Genomic DNA, 21,014 nt, shown 5'->3' on the forward strand with positions numbered 1-21,014 from the left:
GACCCATTTGCAGTCGGCCGAATCGCGCTCCGATCACCCCTCGGTAAGCTGACGACATGACAGGACAAGTGCGTACCGTCGACGGCCGCGTGGCCGGCCGGCGTGGGCAGGCGACCCGGCAGAAGCTGGCTCGACTGCCTCAGCGAGATGCTCAGCTCCTCCCCTTACCGGGACGTCAAAGTCATCGATGTCGCCCGGAAGGCGGGGACTTCACCCGCGACCTTCTACCAGTACTTCCCGGACGTCGAAGGCGCCGTCCTGGAGATCGCCGAGCAAATGGCCGCCGAGGGCGCCGAGTTGACCGAGCTGGTCGCCGGCCGCTCCTGGGTCGGCAAGGCCGGCTGGCAGACCGCCCAGGAACTCGTCGACGGCTTCCTGGAGTTCTGGCGCCGCAACGACGCGATCCTCAGAGTCGTCGATCTCGGGGCCGCCGAGGGCGACAAGCGGTTCTACAAACTCCGTATGAAGATCCTGAACTCCGTGAACAACTCCCTCTCGGACGCGGTCGCCGAACTCCAGTCCAAGGGCAGGGTCGACAAGGAGGTGAATCCGGCCGCCGTGGCGGGTTCCATCGTCGCGATGCTCGCGGCCGTCGCCTCGCACCAGAAGGGCTTCCAGACCTGGGGCGTGAAGCCGGCCGAACTCAAGCCGAACCTCGCGCTGTTGGTGCACCTCGGCGTGACCGGCAAGAAGCCGACGAGGTAATCCACATACCCATGCCTCACCCCACGTCATAGCCCACGTCATAACCCACGTCTTTTTTGCGCGGTCCAAGTCCTGTCTGGCAGGCGGTAGTTCACTCGGGTGGACTACCGCCTGCGGCGTTCGTGCCCGCGCAGACCGCCGTACTGGGCCTGCTCCACATGGTGTGCTGCGCCGCCGTCTACCTGACGGTCGGCCTCACGGCCCGCGCGGTCACGCGGGCGTCGGGGGCGGCGATGCTGGGGATCGGGGCGTTCGTGCTGGTGCAGCGGCTGGCGACGCTCTGAGACCTGCCTCCGGGGACTCGACTCACCTTCGTACGATCCTGAAGAGCCGTATCTCCCGTTCCACCCGTGCCTGGTACGTGGCGTACGGCGGCCAGAAGGCCAGCACCGCCTTCCAGGCGGCCGTCCGCTCCTCCCCCTCCAGCAGCCGGGCCGTGACGGGGATGTCGTGCCCCTTCCAGCTGACGGTCGCCTCCGGGTGGGCGAGGAGGTTGGCGGTCCAGGCGGGGTGGCCGGTCCGGCCGAAGTTGGAGCCGATCAGGATCCAGCTCTCGCCGCCCGGCTCCGTGCCCGACTCCGCGCCCGACTCCGTGCCCGTCTCCGGCATGCAGGCCAGCGGCGTACGCCGGGGAAGGGCGCTTCTCGCGCCGGTCGAGGTGAGGATCACGCCCGGCAGGAGCTGGGCGCTGAGCAGGAACCGGCCGCGGGTCAGCCGGTGTACGGCACGGTCGAGCGCGGGGATCACATGGGGCGCCACCTTGGCGAAGCCCCGCGTCGACGACACCTTCTGGACCACTCGCACACCGATCACACCGTCACCTCCGCGCTCTCGAAAAGGTGCGCCGCGCCGGCGGCGTGCGCCCGCAGCCGGTGCACCGGCCCGAACAGCAGCTCGTCGCCGCAGGCGCGCTTGAAGTACAGGTGACCCTCGTGTTCCCAGGTGAAACCGATGCCACCGTGCAGCTGGATGCCCTCGGCGGACGCGGAGCGCAGGGCCTCCAGGGCCTGCGCGAGGGCGAGAGCGCCGGCCTGTTCTCCGTGCGCGGCGGCCCAGGCCGCGTAGTACGCCGCCGAGCGCGCCGCCTGCACCTGTACGTACACGTCGGCCAGCCGGTGCTTCACCGCCTGGAAGGACCCGACGGGCCGCCCGAACTGCTCGCGCCGCCGCACGTACTCGACGGTCAGACCCAGCACCTGGTCGGCGGCCCCGACGGCCTCGCCCGCGAGCACGGCGGCGGCGCTGTCGCCGAGGCGGCCGAGCGCGGTGAGGACGTCCGCTTCCTCGCTGCCCAGCAACTCGGCTTCTGTATCCCGTAGTTGGACACGTGCCTGCGGCCGGGTCACGTCGAGGGCGGTCTGCCGGGCCCGCACGAGCCCGTCCGCGTCCCCGCGCACGAGGAAGAGCAGCGTCCGCGAGCGAGCGAACCCGCCCGCGTGCGCGGCGACCAGCAGCAGACCCGCGCTGTGCCCGTCGAGCACCTGGTCGGCCTGCCCGTACAGCCGCCAGCCGTCCCCCACCCGCCTGGCCTGCACTCCCCCGGCCCGGCCGCCGCCCGCCCAGTCGCCGTCGTTGTCGCCGGTGAGGGTGAGGGCGGTGGCGAGGTGGGTGCCGGGGACGGCGAGGGCCGCGGTGAGGGTGCCGTCGGCGATCCGCGGGAGCAGTTCGGCGCGCTGGGTGTCGGTCCCCAGGGCGAGGATCAGCGGGGCGGCGAGGGCGGTGGTGGCGAGCAGCGGTGAGGGGGCGAGGAAGCGGCCCGTCTCCTCGCAGGCGAGGGCGAGTTCGGTCACCGAGCAGCCGACACCGCCGTACGCCTCGGGGAGGGCCAGGCCGGGCAGCCCGAGCTGCTCGGCGAGGGCGGTCCACAGGGCGGGGTCGTGTCCGGCGGCGGTGTCGACGGCGGCCCGCAGTTCGGCCGGCCCACAGCGCTTCCGCAACAGCTCGCGGAGGGTACGGCGGATCTCGTCCTGCTCGGCGGTGAAACCGGCGTCCATGAGGCGCCCCCGTTCATCCATATCTGACGGGCCGTCATATTAGGACCGGGAGGACGGGATGCCCAGCCCCGTGACACCTGCCGCGCATCGCCGTATCTGATGTACCGTCAGATTCACGAGGAACGAGGAGGCCGGATTCATGAGGAGGCCGGATTCATGAGGACGGGTTCCCGGAACGTCGCGGTCGTCGGGGTCTCCCTCTCCGACTGCGGCCGCGTGGACGACGCGACCCCGTACACCCTGCACGCCCAGGCCGCCCGCCGCGCCCTCGCCGACGCGGGACTCGACAGAGAGGTGGTCGACGGCTTCGCGTCGGCCGGCACCGGCACCCTCGCGCCCGTCGAGGTCGCCGAGTACCTGGGCCTGCGTCCCACCTGGGTCGACTCGACGTCGGTGGGCGGCTCGACCTGGGAGGTCATGGCGGCGCACGCGGCGGACGCGATCGCCGCCGGCCACGCGAACGCGGTGTTGCTGGTCTACGGCTCGACGGCCCGCGCGGACATCAAGGCGGGACGACGGACCGGGAACCTCTCCTTCGGCTCCCGTGGCCCGCTCCAGTTCGAGGTCCCGTACGGCCACACACTGATCGCCAAGTACGCCATGGCGGCCCGCCGCCACATGATCGAACACGGCACGACCATCGAGCAGTTGGCAGAGGTGGCGGTGCAGGCGAGGGCGAACGCCGCCCTCAACCCCGAGGCGATGTTCCGCGACCCGATCACGGTCGACGACGTGCTGTCCGGCCCGGTGATCGCGGACCCCTTCACCAAACTCCACTGCTGCCTGCGCTCCGACGGCGGGGCGGCGGTGCTGCTCGCGGCCGAGGAGTACGCGCGGGACTGCCGTACCGCACCGGTGTGGATCCTCGGCACCGGCGAGCACATCTCGCATGCGGCCATGTCCGAGTGGGCCGACTTCACGGTGTCCCCGGCGGCGGTGAGCGGACGGATCGCCTTTGAACGGGCGGGAGTTCGGCCCGACGAGATCGACTTCGCGGAGATCTACGACGCCTTCACCTACATGACGCTGGTGACGCTCGAGGACCTCGGGTTCTGCGGGAAGGGCGAAGGCGGGGCGTTCGTGGAGAAGGGGCGGCTGAGGGTCGAGGGCGGGGAGCTGCCGGTGAACACGGACGGGGGCGGGCTGTCGGCCCAACATCCCGGGATGCGGGGGTTGTTCCTGCTGGTGGAGGCGGTGCGGCAGCTGCGCGGGGAGGCGGAGGGCCGCCAGGTGCGCAAGGACGGGGGGCGCCTGCCGGAGCTTGCGGTGGCCTCGGGGACGGGCGGGTGGTTCTGCTCGTCGGGGACGGTGGTGTTGGGGCGGACGCGCCCGTAGAGAGGTCCGGTTGCTCGGCCGTGTCGGGCGGGAACACAGGCCTCGCCGTTCGGCGTTGCGCTCTGACAGAAGACGATGACGCCCGAGCCGCTGGAGGAGTCCGCATGGCCCTGACCCGCGAAGAACGTGAACAGTTCCTGGCCGAGCCGCACATCGCCGCGCTGGCGGTCGACGCGGGAGCGGGACGCGCTCCGCTGACCGTGCCGATCTGGTACCAGTACGAGTCCGACGGCACGGTGTGGATCATGACGGCACTCGACTCCCGCAAGAACGAACTGATCCGCACGGCGGGCCGTTTCACGCTCATGGTCGACCGGCTGGAACCCACCATCCGGTACGTCTCGGTCGAGGGACCGGTCATCGACACGACCCCCGCCACGATCGAGCAGCTCCGGGAGATCTCCGCGCGCTACCTCCCGGCCGACAAGGTGGACGGGTACGTCGACACCGCCTGGAAGGAGCACGGCGAGCAGGTCGTGATCCGGATGCGGCCCGAGCGGTGGGTGTCGTCGGACCTCGGGACGGTCTGAGGCTCGCAGGCGTGACAATCGGGGGATGGGAACGGATCTTCATGAGCTGCTGAGGTCACTACGGGTGTGGGACCCGGAGGTCACCTCACTGCCGGCCTTCGACCCGACCACCGCCCCCGAGGCCCCCCTCCCCCTCTTCACCACCTGGTTCGCCGAGGCGGTGGCGGCCGGGCAGACCGAGCCGCACACCATGTCCCTCGCGACGTCGGACGCGGAGGGCCGGCCGGACGTACGGATCGTGATGCTGCACGGCGCCGACCCGGACGGCTGGTCCTTCGCGACCCACGTGAGCAGCAGGAAGGGGGCCCAGCTGGCCGACCGCCCGTATGCGGCCCTCGGGTTCTACTGGCCGGTCCTGGGCCGTCAGGTGCGGGTGCGGGGACCGGTCACGGCCGCCCCGTCCGAGGAGGGGCAGGCGGATCTGCACGCCCGCTCGACGGGGGCGCTCGCGGCGGCCCTCACCGGGCGGCAGAGCGAGCCCCTCGACTCCCTCGACGAACTGGCCCGCGTCTCGGCGGCCGCCTGGGACCGCGCCCAGCAGGACCCCGGTGCCCCGGTCCCTACCTGGACGCTCTACCGCCTCCGCCCGGACGAGGTGGAGTTCTTCCAGGGGGACGGACGACGGCAGCACGTCCGGCTGGTGTACCGGCGCGGGGAGGCCGGCTGGGCGAAGGAACTGCTCTGGCCCTGACGGCCGTAGCCCCGCCGGCACTGCCGGGAGATGGCCTTACCCGGAGAACCCGTACACCGCGAAGTCGGCCACCGGCCGGTACCCGATCCGCTGGTACAGCGCGTTGCTCGTCGGGTTGGCCAGGTCCGTGAAGAGCAGCACCTCTTCGGCGCCCGCGTCCCGTGCCGCCCGGCTGACCTCGGCGGTGACGGCACCGGCATAACCGCGTCCGCGCAGGTGGGCGGGGGTGTAGACGGGAGCGACCCGGACCTGTCCGGCGACCTGCGGGGTGACGCCGGCCATGGAGACGGGGGTGCCGTCCGGGGTCTCCCAGAAGGTGATGCCGCCGTACGCGATGCGGGCGTCGGCCCAGGAGTCGGCGTCCGTGGCGGCGTGCTCACCGATCGACGCGACGAACTCGCCGTACCAGCGCACCAGTTGTGTCCGGTCGGCTTCTCCGGCGACCCGCGCCCGACCCTCCGCGGCCGGCTCCGGCACGGTCAACGTACCGAGCCTGTACAGCCGTTGGCGCTGCCGGAGGGTGGCGGTGGCGCCCGTGCGGGCCTGCCAGGCCGCGGCAAAGGCGGCGGCGGTCTCGCGGTCCGCGCCGATGCCGGGGAGCGGCCGGCCGAGTCCGTTCAGGTGGGCGGCGAGGGAGTCGGCGCCTTCGGTGGTGAGGGCGGTGAGGTTCAGCCCGTACGGAGGGGTCTGGAAGTAGGTGGCCCGTACGGCCCCGTCCCGCTCCAGCAGGCCGAAGACGGGCCGCTCGTCGCCGTATGCGTGCGGGCCGCGAGTGCGGAGTCCCTCGGTCACCGTCAGGGTGACGGTGTGCAGGTCGGGGCGGGAGTGCAGGAAGGCTCCGGCGCGGGCGAGGAAGGCGTCGAGGTCTTCGGTGCGGTGCCAGGTGCCTGCGGCGCTGGGGCGGTCGGTTTCGGTTTCGGTGCGGTACCAGGTGCCTGCGGCGCTGGGGCGGTCGGTTTCGGTTTCGGCGCGGTGCCGGTCGTCGGGGCGCATGCCTTCATGGTCTCGCCGTCCGACGGCCAACTCCCGTGAGTTTCCCGCAAGCTGGCCCCGGCTATACCTCCGGCTCCGGGTCCGTCGCCAGGCGTGCGTGCAGGTGTACGTCCCGGAAGGCGTCCTTCCGGCCCGCCTCGAACATCGCGCCCCGCAGCGTTCCCTCGTACCGGAACCCGCAATGCTCGGCGACCCGGCAGGAGGCGTCGTGGCCGAGGGCGTGGCCGAGTTCGATGCGGTGGAGGCCGAGGTTCGTGAAGGCCCAGCGGGTGGTGAGGGCGAGGGCGCGGGTGGCGACGTGGCGGCCGCGTGCCTCGGGGAGGGTCCAGTAGCCGACGCGGGCGAGGCGCAGGTCCTGCTCGATCGCGTTGATGCCGATGTGGCCCAGCGGCGTACCGGTGCCGGCGTCCGTCACGCAGTACGACACCGAGGTCCCCTCCACCACCTGCACCGCCCTGGAGCGCAGCGACTCGCGGGCGCCTTCGAGGTCGGTGACCGGCCTGAGCGGTGTGTTCCAGCGCCGGAACTCCGGGTCGGTCGTACCGCGCAGCCAGGCCGCGACATCGGCTTCGGACCGGGGGTCCCAGGGACGCAGACGTATGCCGGGGGCGAGCAGGTCGGGGAAGGGGTGGGTGGGGGTGAGGGTGGGGTTCCCGTGCTGGGCGTCGACGTGGGGCATCCGGCCATTGAAGCGGGTCGGCCTCGCCCGCCGAAGCCGGTTTCTCTTTTCCTGACCGCGCGGCCGGAGCCCGCGAAGCCGGGTTCGCCGCCCTCACCGCCGGCCGGAAGCCCGCCCTGCCCTACCCACCCGCCGAAACCCACCACCCCCCTCACCGCCCGGCCGGAGCCCGTGAAACCGGCGCCAGCCGCCGTCACCACCGGACGGAACCCCGCAAGGCCGCCCCGCCCTAACCCACCCCGCCGCAACCCACGAAGCCGCTCCCCGCCTCACCCACCCACCCGAAACACCGGCACCCCCTCCCGAAAGGCGACCTCCAGCCCCATCCCCGCCCGCAGCCGGTCAGGCAACGCGCACTCCACGATCTCCGTCATCATCCGCGGCCCCTCGGCGAGGTCGACGACCGCGGCGACGTACGGCGTGCGGCCGGCGAAGGGTGGCAGGTCGTTGCGGTGGACGACGGACCAGGTGTAGAGCGTGGCCCGGCCGCTCGCCCGCTCCCAGCTCACGTCCTCGCTCCAGCAGTGCGGGCAGAACTCGCGCGGGTAGTGGTGGGCCCGCCCGCACGCCCCGCAGCGCCGGATCAGCAACTGCCCCTGCGCCGCCGCGTCCCAGTAGGTCCGGGTGAAGGCGTCCGCCTCGAGGAGGTCGAAACGCGCGCTCACGGGAACAACCCCAGCGCGCTGTCCACCGACCACGTCTGCCACGACATGCCGAACAGGGCCACCACCGAGATCAGCGCCATCATCGAGTTCTGCCCCTGCTCGGCCCAGTCGTGGATCATCAGCACGAGGTAGAGCAGGTTGAGCAGCAGTCCGCCGACCAGGGCGACCGGGGTCAGGAACCCGAGGATCAGCCCGAGGCCGAGGGCGAGTTCCGCGTACACGACGACGTACGCCATGGTCCTCGGGTACGGCGTGACGACGACGTCGAAGCCGCTGCGCACCGCGTTCCAGCGGTGCTTGGCCGCCACGTCCGCGGCCCAGGCGATGCCTGCGCCCTCGAACCAGGTCTTCTTGTCCTTGTGCCGCCAGCTCTCGAGCCACCACAGCCCGAGCCCTATGCGCAGCACGGCCAGCCACTGCGCACCAGTGAGCCAGATCGAGTCCATGGATCTGACGGTACGTCAGATATCGGCCTCCGGAAACCCCTCGTGGCCGGGGAGCAGCCTGTGCACTCCCCCTCAACCTGTGCGTCCTCGATGAAGCACAGGGCAGTCAAGCGCAGGTCCGTCGTCATGGGGATCGGAGCGACCGCGAGCGTCGCGGCAGTCGGCGGCATCGCCCTCACCGCTCAGGCGGCGAGCGACCCAACCGACTCGACGACGTCCACGTCCTCCGGCTCCGGCTCCGGCTCCCCCATCTTCGACAAGGACGCCTACACCCAGCTGACGAAGACGATCACCGACGCGGACGGCAACGACAAGGCGGTGGTCTACCACTTCTGGAAGGCCGTCACATACGTCGCCATCCCGGTCGACGAGGCCTACCAGAGCGTCTCGGAAACTCTGTGTGTGCCTGTGGTTTCAGGCCTTTCGGGCGCGGCGTGGCCGTGTGCCGTCACGGTGGGGTCCGAACCTCGGGGTGAGAGGGCCCCGCTGGGCTCTCGCAGCTGATCGCAGCCGGGCAGGCTGCGGGCGTGGCCAGGTCGTTCAGGCCCCCCGCGCCGGGTGGCAATCCCCACGGCGCAGACCCGGTATCGCCATGCTCCACCTCGGTGCGCGGGCGACACCGCCCCGTGCACCCGCGACAGCGCGCGCCGGCCGCTGGTTCGGGTACGGCGCTCTCTGATTCCTGCCAGACCGGTAGGTCGGCGGCCTAGCCTTCGCCCATGGACGCTTCCTCCTACCGCATCCGGCCCCTCCAAGCCGCATCGACACGGTCCTAGAGCGGATGGTGCAGGCCAACCCCGCCTACGACGCGCGGAGCCTGGTCGCGCACCGGCACATGTTGGAGCTGGCCACCGCCCCGGACGGGACCGGGCCCAGCATGGAGAGCCTGCGAGTCATGGCGCAGGAACTCGCCAGCGATGTTCTGGACGCGGACTCCGGGTACCGGTTGCTGAACGAGAAGGCCGTCGCTGGCGGCAACCTGATGGAGGGCGCGGTTCCGACGACCTGGCCGGCGCCCTGCCGTCCCTGCTCGGCGCCTCCGGCGACAGCAAGATCTACGCCAAGTACCTCGAGGAGCTCGGCGCGGCCGACGCCTCCGACGCGATCTTCGCGACCGGCGCCTGGTGCCCCGATCACCGACCTGGAGCACGCCGACGGCGCCTACGAGTGGAACTGGGGCACCAACGAGCTCAGCACCGGCAAGCAGGTCGACCAGGCCGTCTCCAAGGAGCTCCGGTCCCAGTTCGCCGAGTACCAGGCCGCCCTGAAGCTGCGCGGCCTGAACGGCTTCGGCACCCTCACGGCCCGCAACTACGACGAGTACCTGGTCAAGCAGTACCTGGAGCCGTCGGCGACCACGTACCTCGCCGGTCTGTCGGACTCCGACCGCGCGACCCACCTCGCCGCGAACACCTTCCTCACCTGGTCCGGCGGCAAGGCGACCTTCACCTGGGCCGACTTCCTCACCCACGTCGGTGCCCGCAAGAAGGACGCCCCGGCCTTCGACACCTTCGACCTGTCCGCCCCCGAGAACAACGAGTTCGGCAAGGACACCACCGAGGCCCGCCACTTCACGGCGTACGGCCTCAAGAACGACACCACCGGTGTCACCGGCAAGCGTCTCGACAGCGACATCCCCGAGATGCTGAACCTGATGAACCCGATGTACCACCTCGCGAAGAAGAACTCCGGCCGCTCGAAGCACTGGTGGATCCGCCTCGGCACGAAGGACAGCGACACCTCGCTGACCGTCTCCGCCAACATCGCCGCCACCGCCACCGCCACCGCCACCGCGAGTCCCGCACAACCAGGCGCCCTACGTCACAGGCCCCACCCATCCCTCCTACAGCCGTGATCGATCCGCAACCAATTCCGGTCTTGACCGAGACCCATCAACCCGGTGCGTGATTACGCTCGCGCACATGGCCGACTCCACAGCGTCCTCACCCGCCTCCGCGACCCCGGCGGAGCCGAAGCACGCGGAACCCGCAGACCGCCCCGTGTACGTCATCGGCGGCGGCCCGGGCGGACTCGCCGCCGCGTACGCACTGCGCGCCCAGGGCCTGCGCGCCGTCGTGCTGGAGAGGTCCGACAGCGTCGGGGCATCCTGGCGGCGCCACTATGACCGGCTGCACCTGCACACCACGCGGCGGCTTTCGAGCCTGCCCGGTCTCGCGATGCCGCGCCGGTTCGGGCGCTGGGTCTCCCGGGACAACGTGGTGCGGTACCTGGAGAAGTACGCCGAGTACCACGAGCTGGAGATCGTCACCGGCGTCGAGGTCTCCCGGATCGAGCGCTCCCCCGACGGCACCGGCTGGCTGCTGCACGCCACCGGCGGCCGGGAGTTGACCGGCGCCGCGGTGGTCGTCGCCACCGGCTACAACCACACGCCCCACGTGCCCGACTGGCCGGGACGCGACACCTACAAGGGCGAGCTCCTGCACGCCGGCGACTACCGCAACCCCGAGCCCTTCGCCGGCCGTGACGTCCTCGTCGTCGGCATCGGCAACACCGGCGCCGAGATCGCCGTCGACCTGGTGGAGGGCGGCGCCTCGCGGGTACGCCTCTCCGTCCGCACCGCCCCGCACATCCTGCGCCGCTCGACCGCCGGCTGGGCCGCCCAGTACACGGGCGTGCTCGTACGGCGTCTGCCGGTGTCCCTCGTCGACCGGCTCGCGGGACCGGTCGGCAAGCTCAGCGTGCCCGACCTCTCCGCGCACGGTCTGCCCCGCCCCGACACCGGCCTCTACTCCCGCGTCCACGAGGGCTCGGTCCCCGTGCAGGACGTCGGCCTGATCGACGCCGTCCGCAAGGGCGCGGTCGAGGTCGTGGCCGCGGTCGAGGGCTTCGAGGACGGCAAGGTCGTCCTCGCCGACGGCACCCGCGTCGAGCCGGACGCGATGATCGCGGCCACCGGTTACGCCCGCGCTCTGGAGAACCTGGTCGGCCACCTCGACGTGCTGGACGCCCGCGGCAAGCCGGTCGTGCACGGCGCCCGTACCCCGGACAACGCCCCCGGCCTCTTCTTCACCGGCTTCACCAACCCCATCAGCGGCATGCTCCGCGAACTGGCCATCGACGCGCAGAAGATCGCGAAGGCCGTCGCCAAGGACGGGGCAGGACGGGTGTCCCGGCTCCCGGTGAACTAGAGGGTGACATCGAGCGTGACGTTGAAGGTGACGTAGATGGTGGCGTAGAAGACGTCAACTCGCTTACGTATACCTCCAGTTGCGTACGGGTCAGATGTGCCGCGCGTACGCGCGGGGAGAGCCGTTTCACGCCACGCGTGTGACGCACGTGACCAGAATGTGAGCCCTGCTCACTTTCCGGCTCCACCAACCTCTCGCTACGACGGAGGATGCACGTGGCACGTGAAAGACAGCTCTCCCGCCGCACCCTGCTCGGCGGCGCCGCCGCGACCGCCGGTGCCGTCACCCTGACCACCACCGCCGGCACGGCGTCCGCGGCCGGCCGTGATGTGGACGTCGCCGTCGTCGGCGCCGGCCTCGCCGGACTCACCGCGGCCCGTGACCTGGTCGCGGCCGGAAGGACGGTGGCCGTCCTGGAGGCCCGTGACCGCGTCGGCGGCCGGGTGGTGAACCTTCCGCTGGGCAACGGCGGTGTCACCGAGGGCGGCGGCGAGTTCATCGGCCCCACCCAGGACCGCATCAAGGCGCTCGCCGACTCCCTGGGCGTGGCGACCTTCCCCACCTACAACACCGGCAAGAACCTCCTCTACAAGGACGGCAAGAAGACGGCCTACGCCACCGACGGACTGCTCGGCGCCGTCCCGCCCGTGGACGTGGCCGGTCTCGCCAACGCGGCGATCGTGCAGGCCTCGCTGAACGACATGGCGAAGCAGATACCGGTCGAAGCCCCCTGGACCGCCGCGAAGGCAGCGGAGTGGGACCGGCAGACCTTCGAGACCTGGCTGCGCGCCAACGCCGTCGTGCCGTCCGCCAAGTTCCTCCTCGACGTGGCCTGCACCTCGATCTTCTCGGCCGAACCCCGTGAGCTCTCCCTCCTGTTCGTCGTCTCCTATATCGCCACCGCCGGCAACGCGTCGAACCCCGGCACCCTGGAACGCCTCACCGAGACCGCGAACGGCGCCCAGGAACTGCGCTTCGTCGGCGGCTCCCAGCTGGTGCCGGCCAGACTCGCCGCCACACTGGGCGACCGACTGGTGCTCAGCGCCCCGGTCCGCTCCATCGCACGGTCCGGCGGCCGGTACGTGGTGACCGCGGACGGTACGACGGTCACCGCCGACCGCGTCGTCGTCGCCGTACCCCCGCCCCTCGCCGCCCGCATCGCGTACGACCCCCTGCTGCCCGCCGGCCGCGACCAGCTCACCCAGCGTCTGCCGATGGCCTCGGTCGGCAAGGCGATCGCCGTCTACGACACTCCTTTCTGGCGTGCCGACGGCCTCAACGGCCAGGTCGTCAGCGACACCGGCGTGGTCAGCTCGACCTTCGACAACTCCCCGCCCGACGCCTCCTACGGCGCGCTGATGGGGTTCATCGAGGCCGACGAGATGCGGGCGCTGGACTCGGCGAGCGAGGCGGCGGTCCGGGCGGCCGTGCTGAAGGACTACGTGACGTACTTCGGCGAGAAAGCCGCCTCCCCTTCCTCCTTCGTCCTGCAACGCTGGAACAACGAGGCCTACACCCGCGGCGGCCCCGTCTCCATCGCCGCGCCCGGTGTCCTGACCCAGTACGGCCCGGCCCTGCGGGAGCCCGTCGGCGGCATCCACTGGGCCGGGACGGAGACCTCCACCTACTGGATGGGCTTCATGGACGGAGCCGTGCGGTCGGGCGAGCGGGTGGCGAGGGAGGTACTGGCCGCGCTGTAGGCATCGCGCTTCTTTGCGTGCACGCCCGTTCCTGACACTGCGTCAGTTCTGTAATCTGACACTGCGTCAGTTATTTGTGCTGTCACACAGGAGCGGGCGGACCGATGCTTGGATCAACCCACGGCACCCTCACCACCGACTCCCGCGGGGCCCGGGTCATCGCCTGTGGCGAGCAACCCGGCCCCGCCGTCCACGGCCGGCCGGCCGAGGTCGACGATCTCGACGTCAGCGGACGGCCGCTGTACTGCGACGTCCCCGATCTGGACCGCTTCTTCCACCCCGAGTCCGTCGCCGTGATCGGCGCCTCGGACACGGAGGGGCGGCCCAACACCGGCGTCACCCGCCAACTCCTCGCCTGGTCCGAGCGCGTCGGCGCCCGACTGCACCCCGTGCACCCGACCCGCCCGGCCGTCTTCGGCATCCCCTGCTCCCCTTCCGTCTCCGATCTGCCCGAGCAGATCGATCTCGCCGTCCTGCTGGTCGCCGACCCCCTTCCCGTGATCGAGGAACTCGCCGAGGCCAAGGTGAAGTTCGCGGTCGTCTTCGCATCCGGGTTCGCGGAGACCGGCGAGGAGGGCGCGGCGGCCCAGGCCCGTCTCGCCGCGGCCGTGACCCGGTCCGGGATACGACTCCTCGGCCCCAACACCAACCTCAACGCCTTCGAGCACTTCCGGGACGACCTCGACGGGCCCGCGATCGCGTTGATCACCCAGTCCGGCCACCAGGGCCGCCCCGTCTTCGCCCTCCAGGAGCTCGGCATCCGCCTCTCCCACTGGGCGCCCACCGGGAACGAGGCCGATCTGGAGACCGCCGACTTCCTCTCCTACTTCGCCGAGCGGCCCGAGGTCGGCGCCATCGCCTGCTACGTCGAGGGCTTGAAGGACGGCCGCTCCTTCCTGCTCGCCGCCGACCGGGCCGCCCGGCGCGGGGTGCCGGTCGTCGCGGTCAAGGTGGGCCGCACCGAGACCGGCGCCCGCACGGCCGCCTCACACACCGGCAAGCTGACCGGCGCCGACACGGTGGTGGACGCGGCGATGCGGCAGTACGGAGTGATCCGGGTGGACGGTCTCGACGAACTCCAGGACACCGCCGCCCTGTTGGCCCGCGCCCGGCCGCCCCGGGCCGACGGAGTCGTCGTCTATTCGATCTCGGGCGGCACGGGCGCGCACGTCGCCGATCTGGCGACCGAGGCCGGGCTGCGGCTGCCGGAGCTGTCGGACGCCAAGCAGGCCGAGCTGCACCAGTGGATACCCGAGTACCTGAACGTGGCCAACCCCGTCGACAACGGCGGGCACCCGGTCGGCGACGCGCGCGGCCGGAAGATCATCGACGCGCTGCTCGACGACCCTGAGGTCGGCGTCCTGATCTGCCCGATCACCGGGCCCTTCCCGCCGCTGAGCGACAAGCTCGTCCAGGACCTGGTGGACGCCGCCGAGCGGACGGACAAGCTGGTGTGCGTGGTGTGGGGGTCGCCGGTCGGCACCGAGCCGGCGTACCGCGAGGTGCTGCTCGGCTCGTCCCGGGTGGCCACCTTCCGCACGGTCGCGAACTGCCTCACCGCCGTCCGCGCCCACCTCGACCACCACCGCTTCGTGACCGGCTACCGCTCCCCCTTCGACTCGGCGCCCCGCACCCCCTCGCCGTCCTTCCGCAAGGCGCGCGAGCTGATGCGCCCGGGACAGCAGCTGAGCGAGCACGCGGCGAAGCAGCTGCTGCGGGCGTACGGCATCCGCGTACCGCGCGAACAGTTGGTGACCAGCGCGGCGGCGGCCGTGCGCGCGGCCGGGCTGGTGGGCTACCCGGTGGTGATGAAGGCGTCCGGCGCGCGGATCGCCCACAAGACCGAGCTCGGCCTGGTGAAGATCGGTCTTACCTCGGCCAGCCAGGTCCGGGACGCCTACCGGGAGTTGACCGACATCGCCCGCTACGAGGACGTCTCCCTGGACGGTGTCCTCGTCTGCCAGATGGTCGAGCGGGGCGTCGAGATGGTCGTCGGCGTCACGCACGACCAGCTCTTCGGGCCGACGGTGACGGTCGGGCTCGGCGGCGTGCTCGTCGAGGTGCTGCGGGACGTGGCCGTACGCGTGCCGCCCTTCGGCGAGAGGCAGGCGCGGGACATGTGCGACGAACTCCGCGGGCGGGCCCTCCTCGACGGGGTCCGAGGGCGCCCCCCGGCGGACCTGGACGCGCTCGTCGAAGTCGTCCTGCGTGTACAGCGCATGGCGTTGGAACTCGGGGACCAGCTCGCGGAGCTCGACATCAACCCGCTGATGGTGCTGCCGCGCGGGCAGGGTGCGGTGGCGCTGGACGCGCTGGTGGTGTGCAGCTGAGATGAACATGTCTGATTCCCCCCGTACCTACGCGAATGCCCCTGAGACGGAAAAATCCGCTGAGTCATTGGTACAGCACGCCACTGACAATCAGGTCTGCCGCATCACCCTCAACCGCCCCGAAGCCCTCAACGCCATCACCCCTGACCAGCGCGAACGCATCATCCAGCTGCTGTCGGAGGCCTCCGCCGACCCGGCCGTACGGGCCGTGGTGATCACCGGAACCGGCCGTGGCTTCTGTGCGGGCGCGGATCTGCGCGGCGGCCCGCCGACGGAGGACCGCGTCGCCGGTGACGTGGCCCGCACCATCCGTCTCGGCGCCCAGCGCCTGGTCGCCGCCGTCCTCGACTGCGAGAAACCGGTGATCGCCGCCGTGAACGGCACGGCCGCCGGCCTCGGCGCGCATCTCGCGTTCGCCTGCGACCTCGTACTCGCCGCGGAGTCCGCCAGGTTCATCGAGGTGTTCGTACGGCGCGGGCTGGTCCCGGACGGCGGCGGCGCCTACCTCCTCCCCCGCCTCGTCGGCCCGCAGCGCGCGAAGGAGCTGATGTTCTTCGGCGACGCGCTGACCGCGCCGGAAGCGGAACGCCTCGGCCTGGTCAACCGGGTCGTGGCGGACGGGGAGTTGGACAAGACGGCCCGCGAGTGGGCCGAACGCCTGGCCACCGGCCCCACCCGCGCCCTGGCCCTCACCAAGCAGCTGGTCAACGCCTCGCTGGACACCGACCGCACGACCGCCTTCGCCGCGGAGGCCGCCGCGCAGGAGATCAACATGACGACCCAGGACGCGCGGGAGGGGGTTCGCAGCTTCGTGGAACGGCGGAACCCCGAGTACAAGGGCCGCTGACCCTTCTCTTCCTATCTGACGGCCCGTCAGCTTCAATGGTGGACATGATGGGACACGCAGGAATGGCCGCCGCAGCCGTCCGCTACCTCAGGTCCGGGCCCCGCCCCGAACCCGTGGAACCGCTGCCACGCCCGGACCTGCGCTGCGTCGGCGAGGACGAGCGGCCACCGGTCGGCCAGTCCGAGTTCCGGCGCGTCCTGGGGAACTTCGCGACCGGCGTGACCGTGGTCACCGCACCCGCCGCCGACGGCGAAACCACTCCCGCCGGCTTCGCCTGCCAGTCCTTCTCCGCCCTCTCCCTCGACCCGCCGCTCGTCGCCTTCATGGTCGGCCGTACGTCCACGACGTGGCCGCGCATCGCCCGCGCCGGCGTCTTCTGCGTCAACGTCCTGGCCGCCCACCAGGGCGAGCTCTGCCGCGGCTTCGCGGTCAGCGGCGCGGACAAGTTCGCGGGCGTCGCCCACGACACGGCCCCCGCCTCCGGCTCCCCGCGCCTCACGGGCGCGCTCGCGTGGATCGACTGCACGATCCACGCGGTGCACACGGGCGGCGATCACCTGATCGTGGTGGGGCGGGTGGAGGCGCTGGGGGAGGCCGACGAGGACGAGTCGCCCCTGCTGTTCCACAAGGGACGCTTCGCCCGGCTCGACGACAGCCATCGGGACGCCCGCCGACCGCCCCGATGACTCCGTCTCCCTACGACCCCTCAGCCACCCCCAGCCGCCAGAGCGACGTGACCTCCGCCGCGCGTGCGGCGTGCAGCGGATCGCCGGTGTCATGGGACCGCGGGTGTCGCGGCCTGGTGTCGAGCCGGTCCCGCACCCGAAGACCCGCCGCCTCGATCTCGGCGAGCAGGTCGGCGCGGGTGCGCAGGCCCAGGCGTTCGGCCAGGTCGGACAGGACCAACCAGCCCTCGCCCGCGGGTTCCAGGTGGCCGGCGAGTGAGGCGAGGAAGCCGTGGAGCATGCCGCCGCCCGCGTCGTAGACGCCGAGGTCCAGCTCGGAGGCGGGCCGGGCGGGAATCCAGGGCGGGTTGCACACGACCAGGTCGGCACGCCCGTCGGGGTACAGCGCGGGCCCTTCGACGCGGACCCGCTCGGCGAGGCCCAGCCGTCCGAGGTTGTCCCGCGCGCAGACCAGGGCGCGCGGACTGATGTCGGTCGCCACGAGCCGGCCGACACCCCGGCGGGCCAAGACTGCTGCGAGCACCCCGGTTCCCGTACCCAGGTCGAAGGCGATACGGGACGTGGGCAGGGGCGGACACGAAGGGAGTACTCCTCGTGATCGAACGTGCAGGGGCACGAAGAGCACGGAAATCAGGCTAGCGGAGCGGCCCTAGACCGCCACCCCCGCAGGAGCCACCACCGGCCGCCGGATCACCAGCGCCATCAGCGCCGCCGCCGCGCACAGCGCACCCGACGCGTACCAGACCATGTCGTACTCGCCGAAGACGTCCCGTACGACGCCCCCGAGGAAGGCCACGAGCGCGGCGCCGACCTGGTGGGAGGCGAGGACCCAGCCGAAGACGATCGCGCTGTCGTCGCCGAAGTGCTCCCGGCACAGGGCCACGGTGGGCGGGACGGTGGCGACCCAGTCGAGGCCGTAGAAGACGATGAAGAAGAGCATCGGCGGGTGGACCGACGGGGCCAGCAGCATCGGGAGGAAGAGCAGCGAGATGCCCCTGAGCGCGTAGTACACCGCGAGCAGCCGGCGCGGTTCGAAGCGGTCGGTGAACCAGCCGGAGGCGATCGTGCCGACGACGTCGAACACGCCGATGACCGCGAGCAGCGAGGCCGCCGCCGTGACGGGCATGTGGTGGTCGTGGGCGGCGGGCACGAAGTGGGTCTGGATCAGGCCGTTGGTGGAGGCGCCGCAGATCGCGAAGGTACCGGCCAGCAGCCAGAAGGGGCCGGTGCGGGCGGCCTTCCACAGCACGGTGACCGCACGCCGGGCGGCTCCGGGGACCGGCTCCGGCTTCGGCACGAACTCCTTGGCGCCGTACGGCTTCAGGCCCACGTCGGCCGGGTGGTCGCGCAGCAGCAGCCACACGAAGGGGACGACCGCGAGGGCCGCCAGCGACACCGTGACGGCCGCCGGGCGCCAGCTGTGCGTCTCGACCATCCAGGACAGCACCGGCAGGAAGATCAGCTGGCCGGAGGCCGAGGCGGCGGTGAGGATGCCGGTGACCAGGCCGCGGCGTTCGGTGAACCAGCGGTTGGTGACCGTCGCCGCGAAGGCCAGCGCCATCGAGCCGGAGCCCAGGCCGACCAGCAGACCCCAGCACAGCAGCAGCTGCCAGGCCGCCGTCATCCACACGGTCAGGCCGGACCCGATCGAGATGATCGTCAGGGCCACGGCGACGACCCGGCGGATGCCGAAGCGGTCCATCAGCGCGGCCGCGAAGGGCGCGGTGAGCCCGTACAGCGCGAGGTTGACGGAGACCGCCGCGCCGACCGTGCCGCGCGACCAGCCGAAGTCCTCGTTCAGCGGCTCGAAGAGCAGGCCGGGCAGGGAACGGAAGGCGGCGGCGCCGATGATCGTCACGAAGGTCACGGCCGCGACGAACCACGCCCTGTGGATGCGGGACGACTTTCCGGCGCGTGCCGCCTCTACGGCGGCTTCGGTTGTCTGGGTCACGACATAGAGCTTCCTTTCCGGCCGCCCTCCGATCGAGTGGCCCGAAGGACATCATTCGCTATGATCGGGCCATGGAAACGGCTCAGGGCTTCCGTCCCCACCGCGTCGTCGTCCTCGCCCTCGACGGCCTGCTCCCCTTCGAGCTGGGCATCCCGCACCGCATCTTCGGCCGCCCCAAGGACGCCGGGCGCCGGCACCTGTACGAGGTCGTCACCTGCTCGGTCCGCCCGCCCGGCCCCGTCGAGACCGACGCCGACTTCGCCATCCAGGTCGCCCACGGCCCGGAGATCCTGGCCACCGCCGACACCGTGATCATCCCGGCGTCGTACGAACTCGGCCCGGTCTTCGAGGAGGGTGTGCTGACCGACGAACTGGCCGCCGCACTCGCCCACATCCGCCCCGGCACCCGCCTCGCCTCCATCTGCACCGGCGTCTACGTCCTGGCCGCCGCCGGCCTCCTCGACGGCCGGCCCGCCACCACGCACTGGGCCGAGGCCGAGCACCTCCAGCGCCTCTTCCCGCGCATCAAGGTCGACGCGGACGTCCTGTTCATCGACGACGGCGACATCCTGACCTCGGCGGGCGTCGCGGCCGGAATCGACCTGTGCCTGCACATGGTGCGCCGCGACCACGGCACGGCGGTCGCCAACGAGGTGGCCCGCCGCACCGTCGTACCGCCGCACCGCGACGGCGGGCAGGCGCAGTACATCCACCGCCCCGTGGCCGACCCGCAGCTGGCGACCACGACCGCCGCCCGCGCCTGGGCGCTGGGCCGCCTCCACGAGCCGATCCAGCTGCGGGACATGGCCGAGCAGGAAGCCATGTCCGTACGCACCTTCACGCGCCGCTTCCGCGAGGAGGTCGGCATCAGCCCCGGCCAGTGGCTCACCCAACAGCGGGTGGAACGGGCCCGGCACCTCCTGGAGTCCACCGACCTCTCCATCGACCAGGTCGCCCGGGACGCGGGCTTCGGCACCGCCCAGTCGATGCGCCAGCACCTACAGGCGGCCCTCGGTGTCACCCCCACCGCGTATCGCCGCACCTTCCGCGCCGGGAGCGGCGGGACCGGCATCGGCGTGCCCGAGGGCCACGGCGGTGTCGGCAGCCTTCGGTGAACGGCCGGCGCGGCGCACCTCGCCCCACCAGCCGACCGCCGTCAGCACCACGGTGAGGCCCACGCCGGCCAGGATGGCCGTGGAGGGTGCCGCCACCTTGAGGAGGCCACCGGCGAGGGAGCCCGTCGCCGCGTAGCCCGCGCCCGCGGCCGCGTACATCACCGAGTACCCCGCGGCCAGGGCGCTCGGCGGGAGGGCCTCGCGCAGGGACAGGTTGCGGGTGAGCATCGCGCAGGACTGGAGGGTGCCGCCGACGACCAGCGCGGCGGCGATCCCGGCCGGGTCCGGCGTCAGCGCCGCCAGGGCCACACAGGCCGACGTGCCGGCCATCAGCACCACGCTGCGGGTGCGCAGCCGCCCGGGCCAGGACCGCAGACCGTGGACGAAGGCACCCAGGCCCCCGCCCACCGCCGTCCCGGTGAGCAGCGGACCGGTCCAGCCGACGCCGACGCCGCGCTGTTCGAGCAGGGCCGGCAGCACGAGTTCGGCCAGACCGAGCAGGGCCAGACTGGCCGCGCCCATGACGTACACCGGCCAGGCGCCGGCCAGGAGCCGGAGCTGCGACACGCCCGTCCGGTCCGCGCCGCCCGTGTCGTCCGCGCCCCACCCGGCCGGCAGGAGCCACAGGCCCGCGACCGACGACGCCATCAGGGCGGCGCCGAGGAGCAGCGGGACGGGCGGTGCGACACCGAGGGCGAGGCCGGCGACCGCGGCCGGGGAGACGGCCCAGATCCCGGCCGTCAGTATCGACTCGACGGACAGCGCCTGCGCCGTCGCACGCTCCGGGACGAGCACGGTGAGCAGCGTGCGCAGGCCACCGGTGGCAGCGGCCGGGGCGGCACCGGCGACAAGGGCGAGCCCGGCGAGGACCGTCGGATGCGCGTCGGGGACCACCCCGAGCCCGGCGAAGGCGACGGCACCGACCGCGAGGCCGACGGCCAGGTGGGCGCGGGCACGGTCGGGGCGCAGCCGCATCCCGAGGACGGGAGCGCCGGCGATCTCGCCGAGAACGTAGGCCGCCGCTAGGATCGCGCCCAGCGAGTAGCCGCCGGGGCGTTCGCGCACCAGGAAGACCAGGGCCAGCGGCGCCATGGCCACGGGCATGCGGGCGCCGACGGTGGTGCAGGACCAGATCAGGACCTGTTGGGAGGCGACGTCGCGGTAGCTCATGAAACGACGCTAAAGGCCGGGACTGACA

At 72.0% G+C, this 21,014-nt stretch carries 19 protein-coding genes and 3 pseudogenes; 13 read left to right on the top strand and 9 right to left on the bottom strand.

Annotated elements, in window-relative coordinates; all coding sequences use genetic code 11:
* Nucleotides 1-56: 56 nt before the first annotated feature.
* Nucleotides 57-705, top strand: a pseudogene (locus tag QFZ76_RS23390) (TetR family transcriptional regulator).
* A 122-nt stretch (nt 706-827) separates the two neighbouring features.
* Nucleotides 828-989 carry a hypothetical protein gene (locus QFZ76_RS23395; RefSeq protein ID WP_373464343.1) on the top strand — a complete coding sequence of 54 codons (162 nt, stop codon included), beginning with the start codon at nt 828-830 and terminating at the stop codon, nt 987-989.
* Between the two features lie 22 nt (nt 990-1,011).
* Here QFZ76_RS23395 and QFZ76_RS23400 read toward each other — a convergent pair whose 3' ends face one another.
* Nucleotides 1,012-1,518 (bottom strand): nitroreductase family deazaflavin-dependent oxidoreductase, encoded by a 507-nt coding sequence (locus QFZ76_RS23400; RefSeq protein WP_307675586.1) that lies wholly within the window; start codon nt 1,516-1,518, stop codon nt 1,012-1,014.
* A complete protein-coding gene (locus QFZ76_RS23405; protein ID WP_307675587.1) occupies nt 1,515-2,699 on the bottom strand; it encodes an acyl-CoA dehydrogenase family protein in 1,185 nt (394 codons plus the stop codon). The genes QFZ76_RS23400 and QFZ76_RS23405 overlap by 4 nt, the downstream gene beginning before the upstream one ends.
* 156 nt (nt 2,700-2,855) lie before the next feature.
* Between QFZ76_RS23405 and QFZ76_RS23410 the strand changes: the two genes are divergently transcribed.
* The 3 genes from QFZ76_RS23410 (at nt 2,856) to QFZ76_RS23420 (ending at nt 5,255) form a co-directional block, all read left to right on the top strand.
* Nucleotides 2,856-4,034: an acetyl-CoA acetyltransferase gene (locus tag QFZ76_RS23410; RefSeq protein WP_307675588.1), complete on the top strand. Its 1,179-nt coding sequence runs from the start codon at nt 2,856-2,858 to the stop codon at nt 4,032-4,034.
* A gap of 104 nt (nt 4,035-4,138) precedes the next feature.
* Nucleotides 4,139-4,564: a pyridoxamine 5'-phosphate oxidase family protein gene (locus tag QFZ76_RS23415; protein ID WP_307675589.1), complete on the top strand. Its 426-nt coding sequence runs from the start codon at nt 4,139-4,141 to the stop codon at nt 4,562-4,564.
* Nucleotides 4,565-4,589: 25 nt separating this feature from the next.
* The gene (locus QFZ76_RS23420; protein WP_307675590.1) at nt 4,590-5,255 is read left to right on the top strand and encodes a pyridoxal 5'-phosphate synthase; all 666 of its coding nucleotides are present in this window, start codon (nt 4,590-4,592) and stop codon (nt 5,253-5,255) included.
* A 36-nt stretch (nt 5,256-5,291) separates the two neighbouring features.
* Here QFZ76_RS23420 and QFZ76_RS23425 read toward each other — a convergent pair whose 3' ends face one another.
* From QFZ76_RS23425 to QFZ76_RS23440, 4 genes are all read right to left on the bottom strand, one after another.
* Nucleotides 5,292-6,248 carry a GNAT family N-acetyltransferase gene (locus QFZ76_RS23425; RefSeq protein ID WP_307675591.1) on the bottom strand — a complete coding sequence of 319 codons (957 nt, stop codon included), beginning with the start codon at nt 6,246-6,248 and terminating at the stop codon, nt 5,292-5,294.
* Nucleotides 6,249-6,309: 61 nt separating this feature from the next.
* Nucleotides 6,310-6,927 carry a GNAT family N-acetyltransferase gene (locus QFZ76_RS23430; RefSeq protein ID WP_307675592.1) on the bottom strand — a complete coding sequence of 206 codons (618 nt, stop codon included), beginning with the start codon at nt 6,925-6,927 and terminating at the stop codon, nt 6,310-6,312.
* Between the two features lie 269 nt (nt 6,928-7,196).
* Nucleotides 7,197-7,592, bottom strand: coding sequence for a Zn-ribbon domain-containing OB-fold protein (locus QFZ76_RS23435; RefSeq protein ID WP_307675593.1), 396 nt, complete (start codon nt 7,590-7,592; stop codon nt 7,197-7,199).
* Nucleotides 7,589-8,038: a DoxX family membrane protein gene (locus QFZ76_RS23440; protein WP_266437873.1), complete on the bottom strand. Its 450-nt coding sequence runs from the start codon at nt 8,036-8,038 to the stop codon at nt 7,589-7,591. The genes QFZ76_RS23435 and QFZ76_RS23440 overlap by 4 nt, the downstream gene beginning before the upstream one ends.
* Before the next feature lie 126 nt (nt 8,039-8,164).
* Between QFZ76_RS23440 and QFZ76_RS23445 the strand changes: the two genes are divergently transcribed.
* The 7 genes and pseudogenes from QFZ76_RS23445 to QFZ76_RS23475 all read left to right on the top strand — a co-directional run bounded on the left by QFZ76_RS23445 (nt 8,165) and on the right by QFZ76_RS23475 (nt 16,750).
* Complete coding sequence (locus tag QFZ76_RS23445; RefSeq protein ID WP_307675594.1) at nt 8,165-8,542, top strand: hypothetical protein; 378 nt, start codon at nt 8,165-8,167, stop codon at nt 8,540-8,542.
* A gap of 507 nt (nt 8,543-9,049) precedes the next feature.
* Nucleotides 9,050-9,893: pseudogene (locus QFZ76_RS23450) on the top strand (Tat pathway signal sequence domain protein); the annotation flags it as partial.
* Between the two features lie 67 nt (nt 9,894-9,960).
* Nucleotides 9,961-11,187, top strand: a complete 1,227-nt coding sequence (locus tag QFZ76_RS23455) for an NAD(P)/FAD-dependent oxidoreductase (RefSeq protein ID WP_307675595.1) — start codon at nt 9,961-9,963, stop codon at nt 11,185-11,187.
* A 209-nt stretch (nt 11,188-11,396) separates the two neighbouring features.
* Entirely contained in the window at nt 11,397-12,887 is a 1,491-nt protein-coding gene (locus QFZ76_RS23460; RefSeq protein ID WP_307675596.1) for an FAD-dependent oxidoreductase, read from the top strand.
* A 104-nt stretch (nt 12,888-12,991) separates the two neighbouring features.
* Complete coding sequence (locus QFZ76_RS23465) at nt 12,992-15,217, top strand: acetate--CoA ligase family protein (protein WP_307675597.1); 2,226 nt, start codon at nt 12,992-12,994, stop codon at nt 15,215-15,217.
* Nucleotides 15,218-15,224: 7 nt separating this feature from the next.
* On the top strand, nt 15,225-16,064 hold the full coding sequence (locus QFZ76_RS23470) for an enoyl-CoA hydratase/isomerase family protein (protein ID WP_307675598.1): 840 nt from the start codon (nt 15,225-15,227) through the stop codon (nt 16,062-16,064).
* A 47-nt stretch (nt 16,065-16,111) separates the two neighbouring features.
* Entirely contained in the window at nt 16,112-16,750 is a 639-nt protein-coding gene (locus QFZ76_RS23475) for a flavin reductase family protein (RefSeq protein WP_307680106.1), read from the top strand.
* Between the two features lie 10 nt (nt 16,751-16,760).
* Here the strand turns inward: QFZ76_RS23475 and QFZ76_RS23480 are convergent.
* Nucleotides 16,761-17,321: pseudogene (locus QFZ76_RS23480) on the bottom strand (methyltransferase); the annotation flags it as partial.
* 78 nt (nt 17,322-17,399) lie between these two features.
* Nucleotides 17,400-18,701 carry an MFS transporter gene (locus tag QFZ76_RS23485; protein WP_307675599.1) on the bottom strand — a complete coding sequence of 434 codons (1,302 nt, stop codon included), beginning with the start codon at nt 18,699-18,701 and terminating at the stop codon, nt 17,400-17,402.
* A 71-nt stretch (nt 18,702-18,772) separates the two neighbouring features.
* On the opposite strand from QFZ76_RS23485, the gene QFZ76_RS23490 reads away from it, so the two are divergent.
* Nucleotides 18,773-19,816, top strand: a complete 1,044-nt coding sequence (locus tag QFZ76_RS23490; RefSeq protein WP_307675600.1) for a GlxA family transcriptional regulator — start codon at nt 18,773-18,775, stop codon at nt 19,814-19,816.
* Here the strand turns inward: QFZ76_RS23490 and QFZ76_RS23495 are convergent.
* On the bottom strand, nt 19,700-20,986 hold the full coding sequence (locus tag QFZ76_RS23495) for an MFS transporter (protein WP_307675601.1): 1,287 nt from the start codon (nt 20,984-20,986) through the stop codon (nt 19,700-19,702). The genes QFZ76_RS23490 and QFZ76_RS23495 overlap by 117 nt on opposite strands.
* Nucleotides 20,987-21,014 lie beyond the last annotated feature (28 nt).

It is taken from the genome of Streptomyces sp. V4I2 (genome assembly GCF_030817655.1).
In the GTDB taxonomy this organism is placed as follows: domain Bacteria; phylum Actinomycetota; class Actinomycetes; order Streptomycetales; family Streptomycetaceae; genus Streptomyces; species Streptomyces plumbiresistens.

Coding starts and splice junctions, on each gene's coding strand:
- QFZ76_RS23475 (WP_307680106.1), top strand. CDS start 16,112: ATGGGACACGCAGGAATGGCCGCCGCAGCCGTCCGCTACCTCAGGTCC.
- QFZ76_RS23465 (WP_307675597.1), top strand. CDS start 12,992: ATGCTTGGATCAACCCACGGCACCCTCACCACCGACTCCCGCGGGGCC.
- QFZ76_RS23490 (WP_307675600.1), top strand. CDS start 18,773: ATGGAAACGGCTCAGGGCTTCCGTCCCCACCGCGTCGTCGTCCTCGCC.
- QFZ76_RS23455 (WP_307675595.1), top strand. CDS start 9,961: ATGGCCGACTCCACAGCGTCCTCACCCGCCTCCGCGACCCCGGCGGAG.
- QFZ76_RS23405 (WP_307675587.1), bottom strand. CDS start 2,699: ATGGACGCCGGTTTCACCGCCGAGCAGGACGAGATCCGCCGTACCCTC.
- QFZ76_RS23415 (WP_307675589.1), top strand. CDS start 4,139: ATGGCCCTGACCCGCGAAGAACGTGAACAGTTCCTGGCCGAGCCGCAC.
- QFZ76_RS23425 (WP_307675591.1), bottom strand. CDS start 6,248: ATGCGCCCCGACGACCGGCACCGCGCCGAAACCGAAACCGACCGCCCC.
- QFZ76_RS23445 (WP_307675594.1), top strand. CDS start 8,165: ATGGGGATCGGAGCGACCGCGAGCGTCGCGGCAGTCGGCGGCATCGCC.
- QFZ76_RS23430 (WP_307675592.1), bottom strand. CDS start 6,927: ATGCCCCACGTCGACGCCCAGCACGGGAACCCCACCCTCACCCCCACC.
- QFZ76_RS23460 (WP_307675596.1), top strand. CDS start 11,397: ATGCACGTGGCACGTGAAAGACAGCTCTCCCGCCGCACCCTGCTCGGC.
- QFZ76_RS23440 (WP_266437873.1), bottom strand. CDS start 8,038: ATGGACTCGATCTGGCTCACTGGTGCGCAGTGGCTGGCCGTGCTGCGC.
- QFZ76_RS23495 (WP_307675601.1), bottom strand. CDS start 20,986: ATGAGCTACCGCGACGTCGCCTCCCAACAGGTCCTGATCTGGTCCTGC.
- QFZ76_RS23410 (WP_307675588.1), top strand. CDS start 2,856: ATGAGGACGGGTTCCCGGAACGTCGCGGTCGTCGGGGTCTCCCTCTCC.
- QFZ76_RS23420 (WP_307675590.1), top strand. CDS start 4,590: ATGGGAACGGATCTTCATGAGCTGCTGAGGTCACTACGGGTGTGGGAC.
- QFZ76_RS23470 (WP_307675598.1), top strand. CDS start 15,225: ATGTCTGATTCCCCCCGTACCTACGCGAATGCCCCTGAGACGGAAAAA.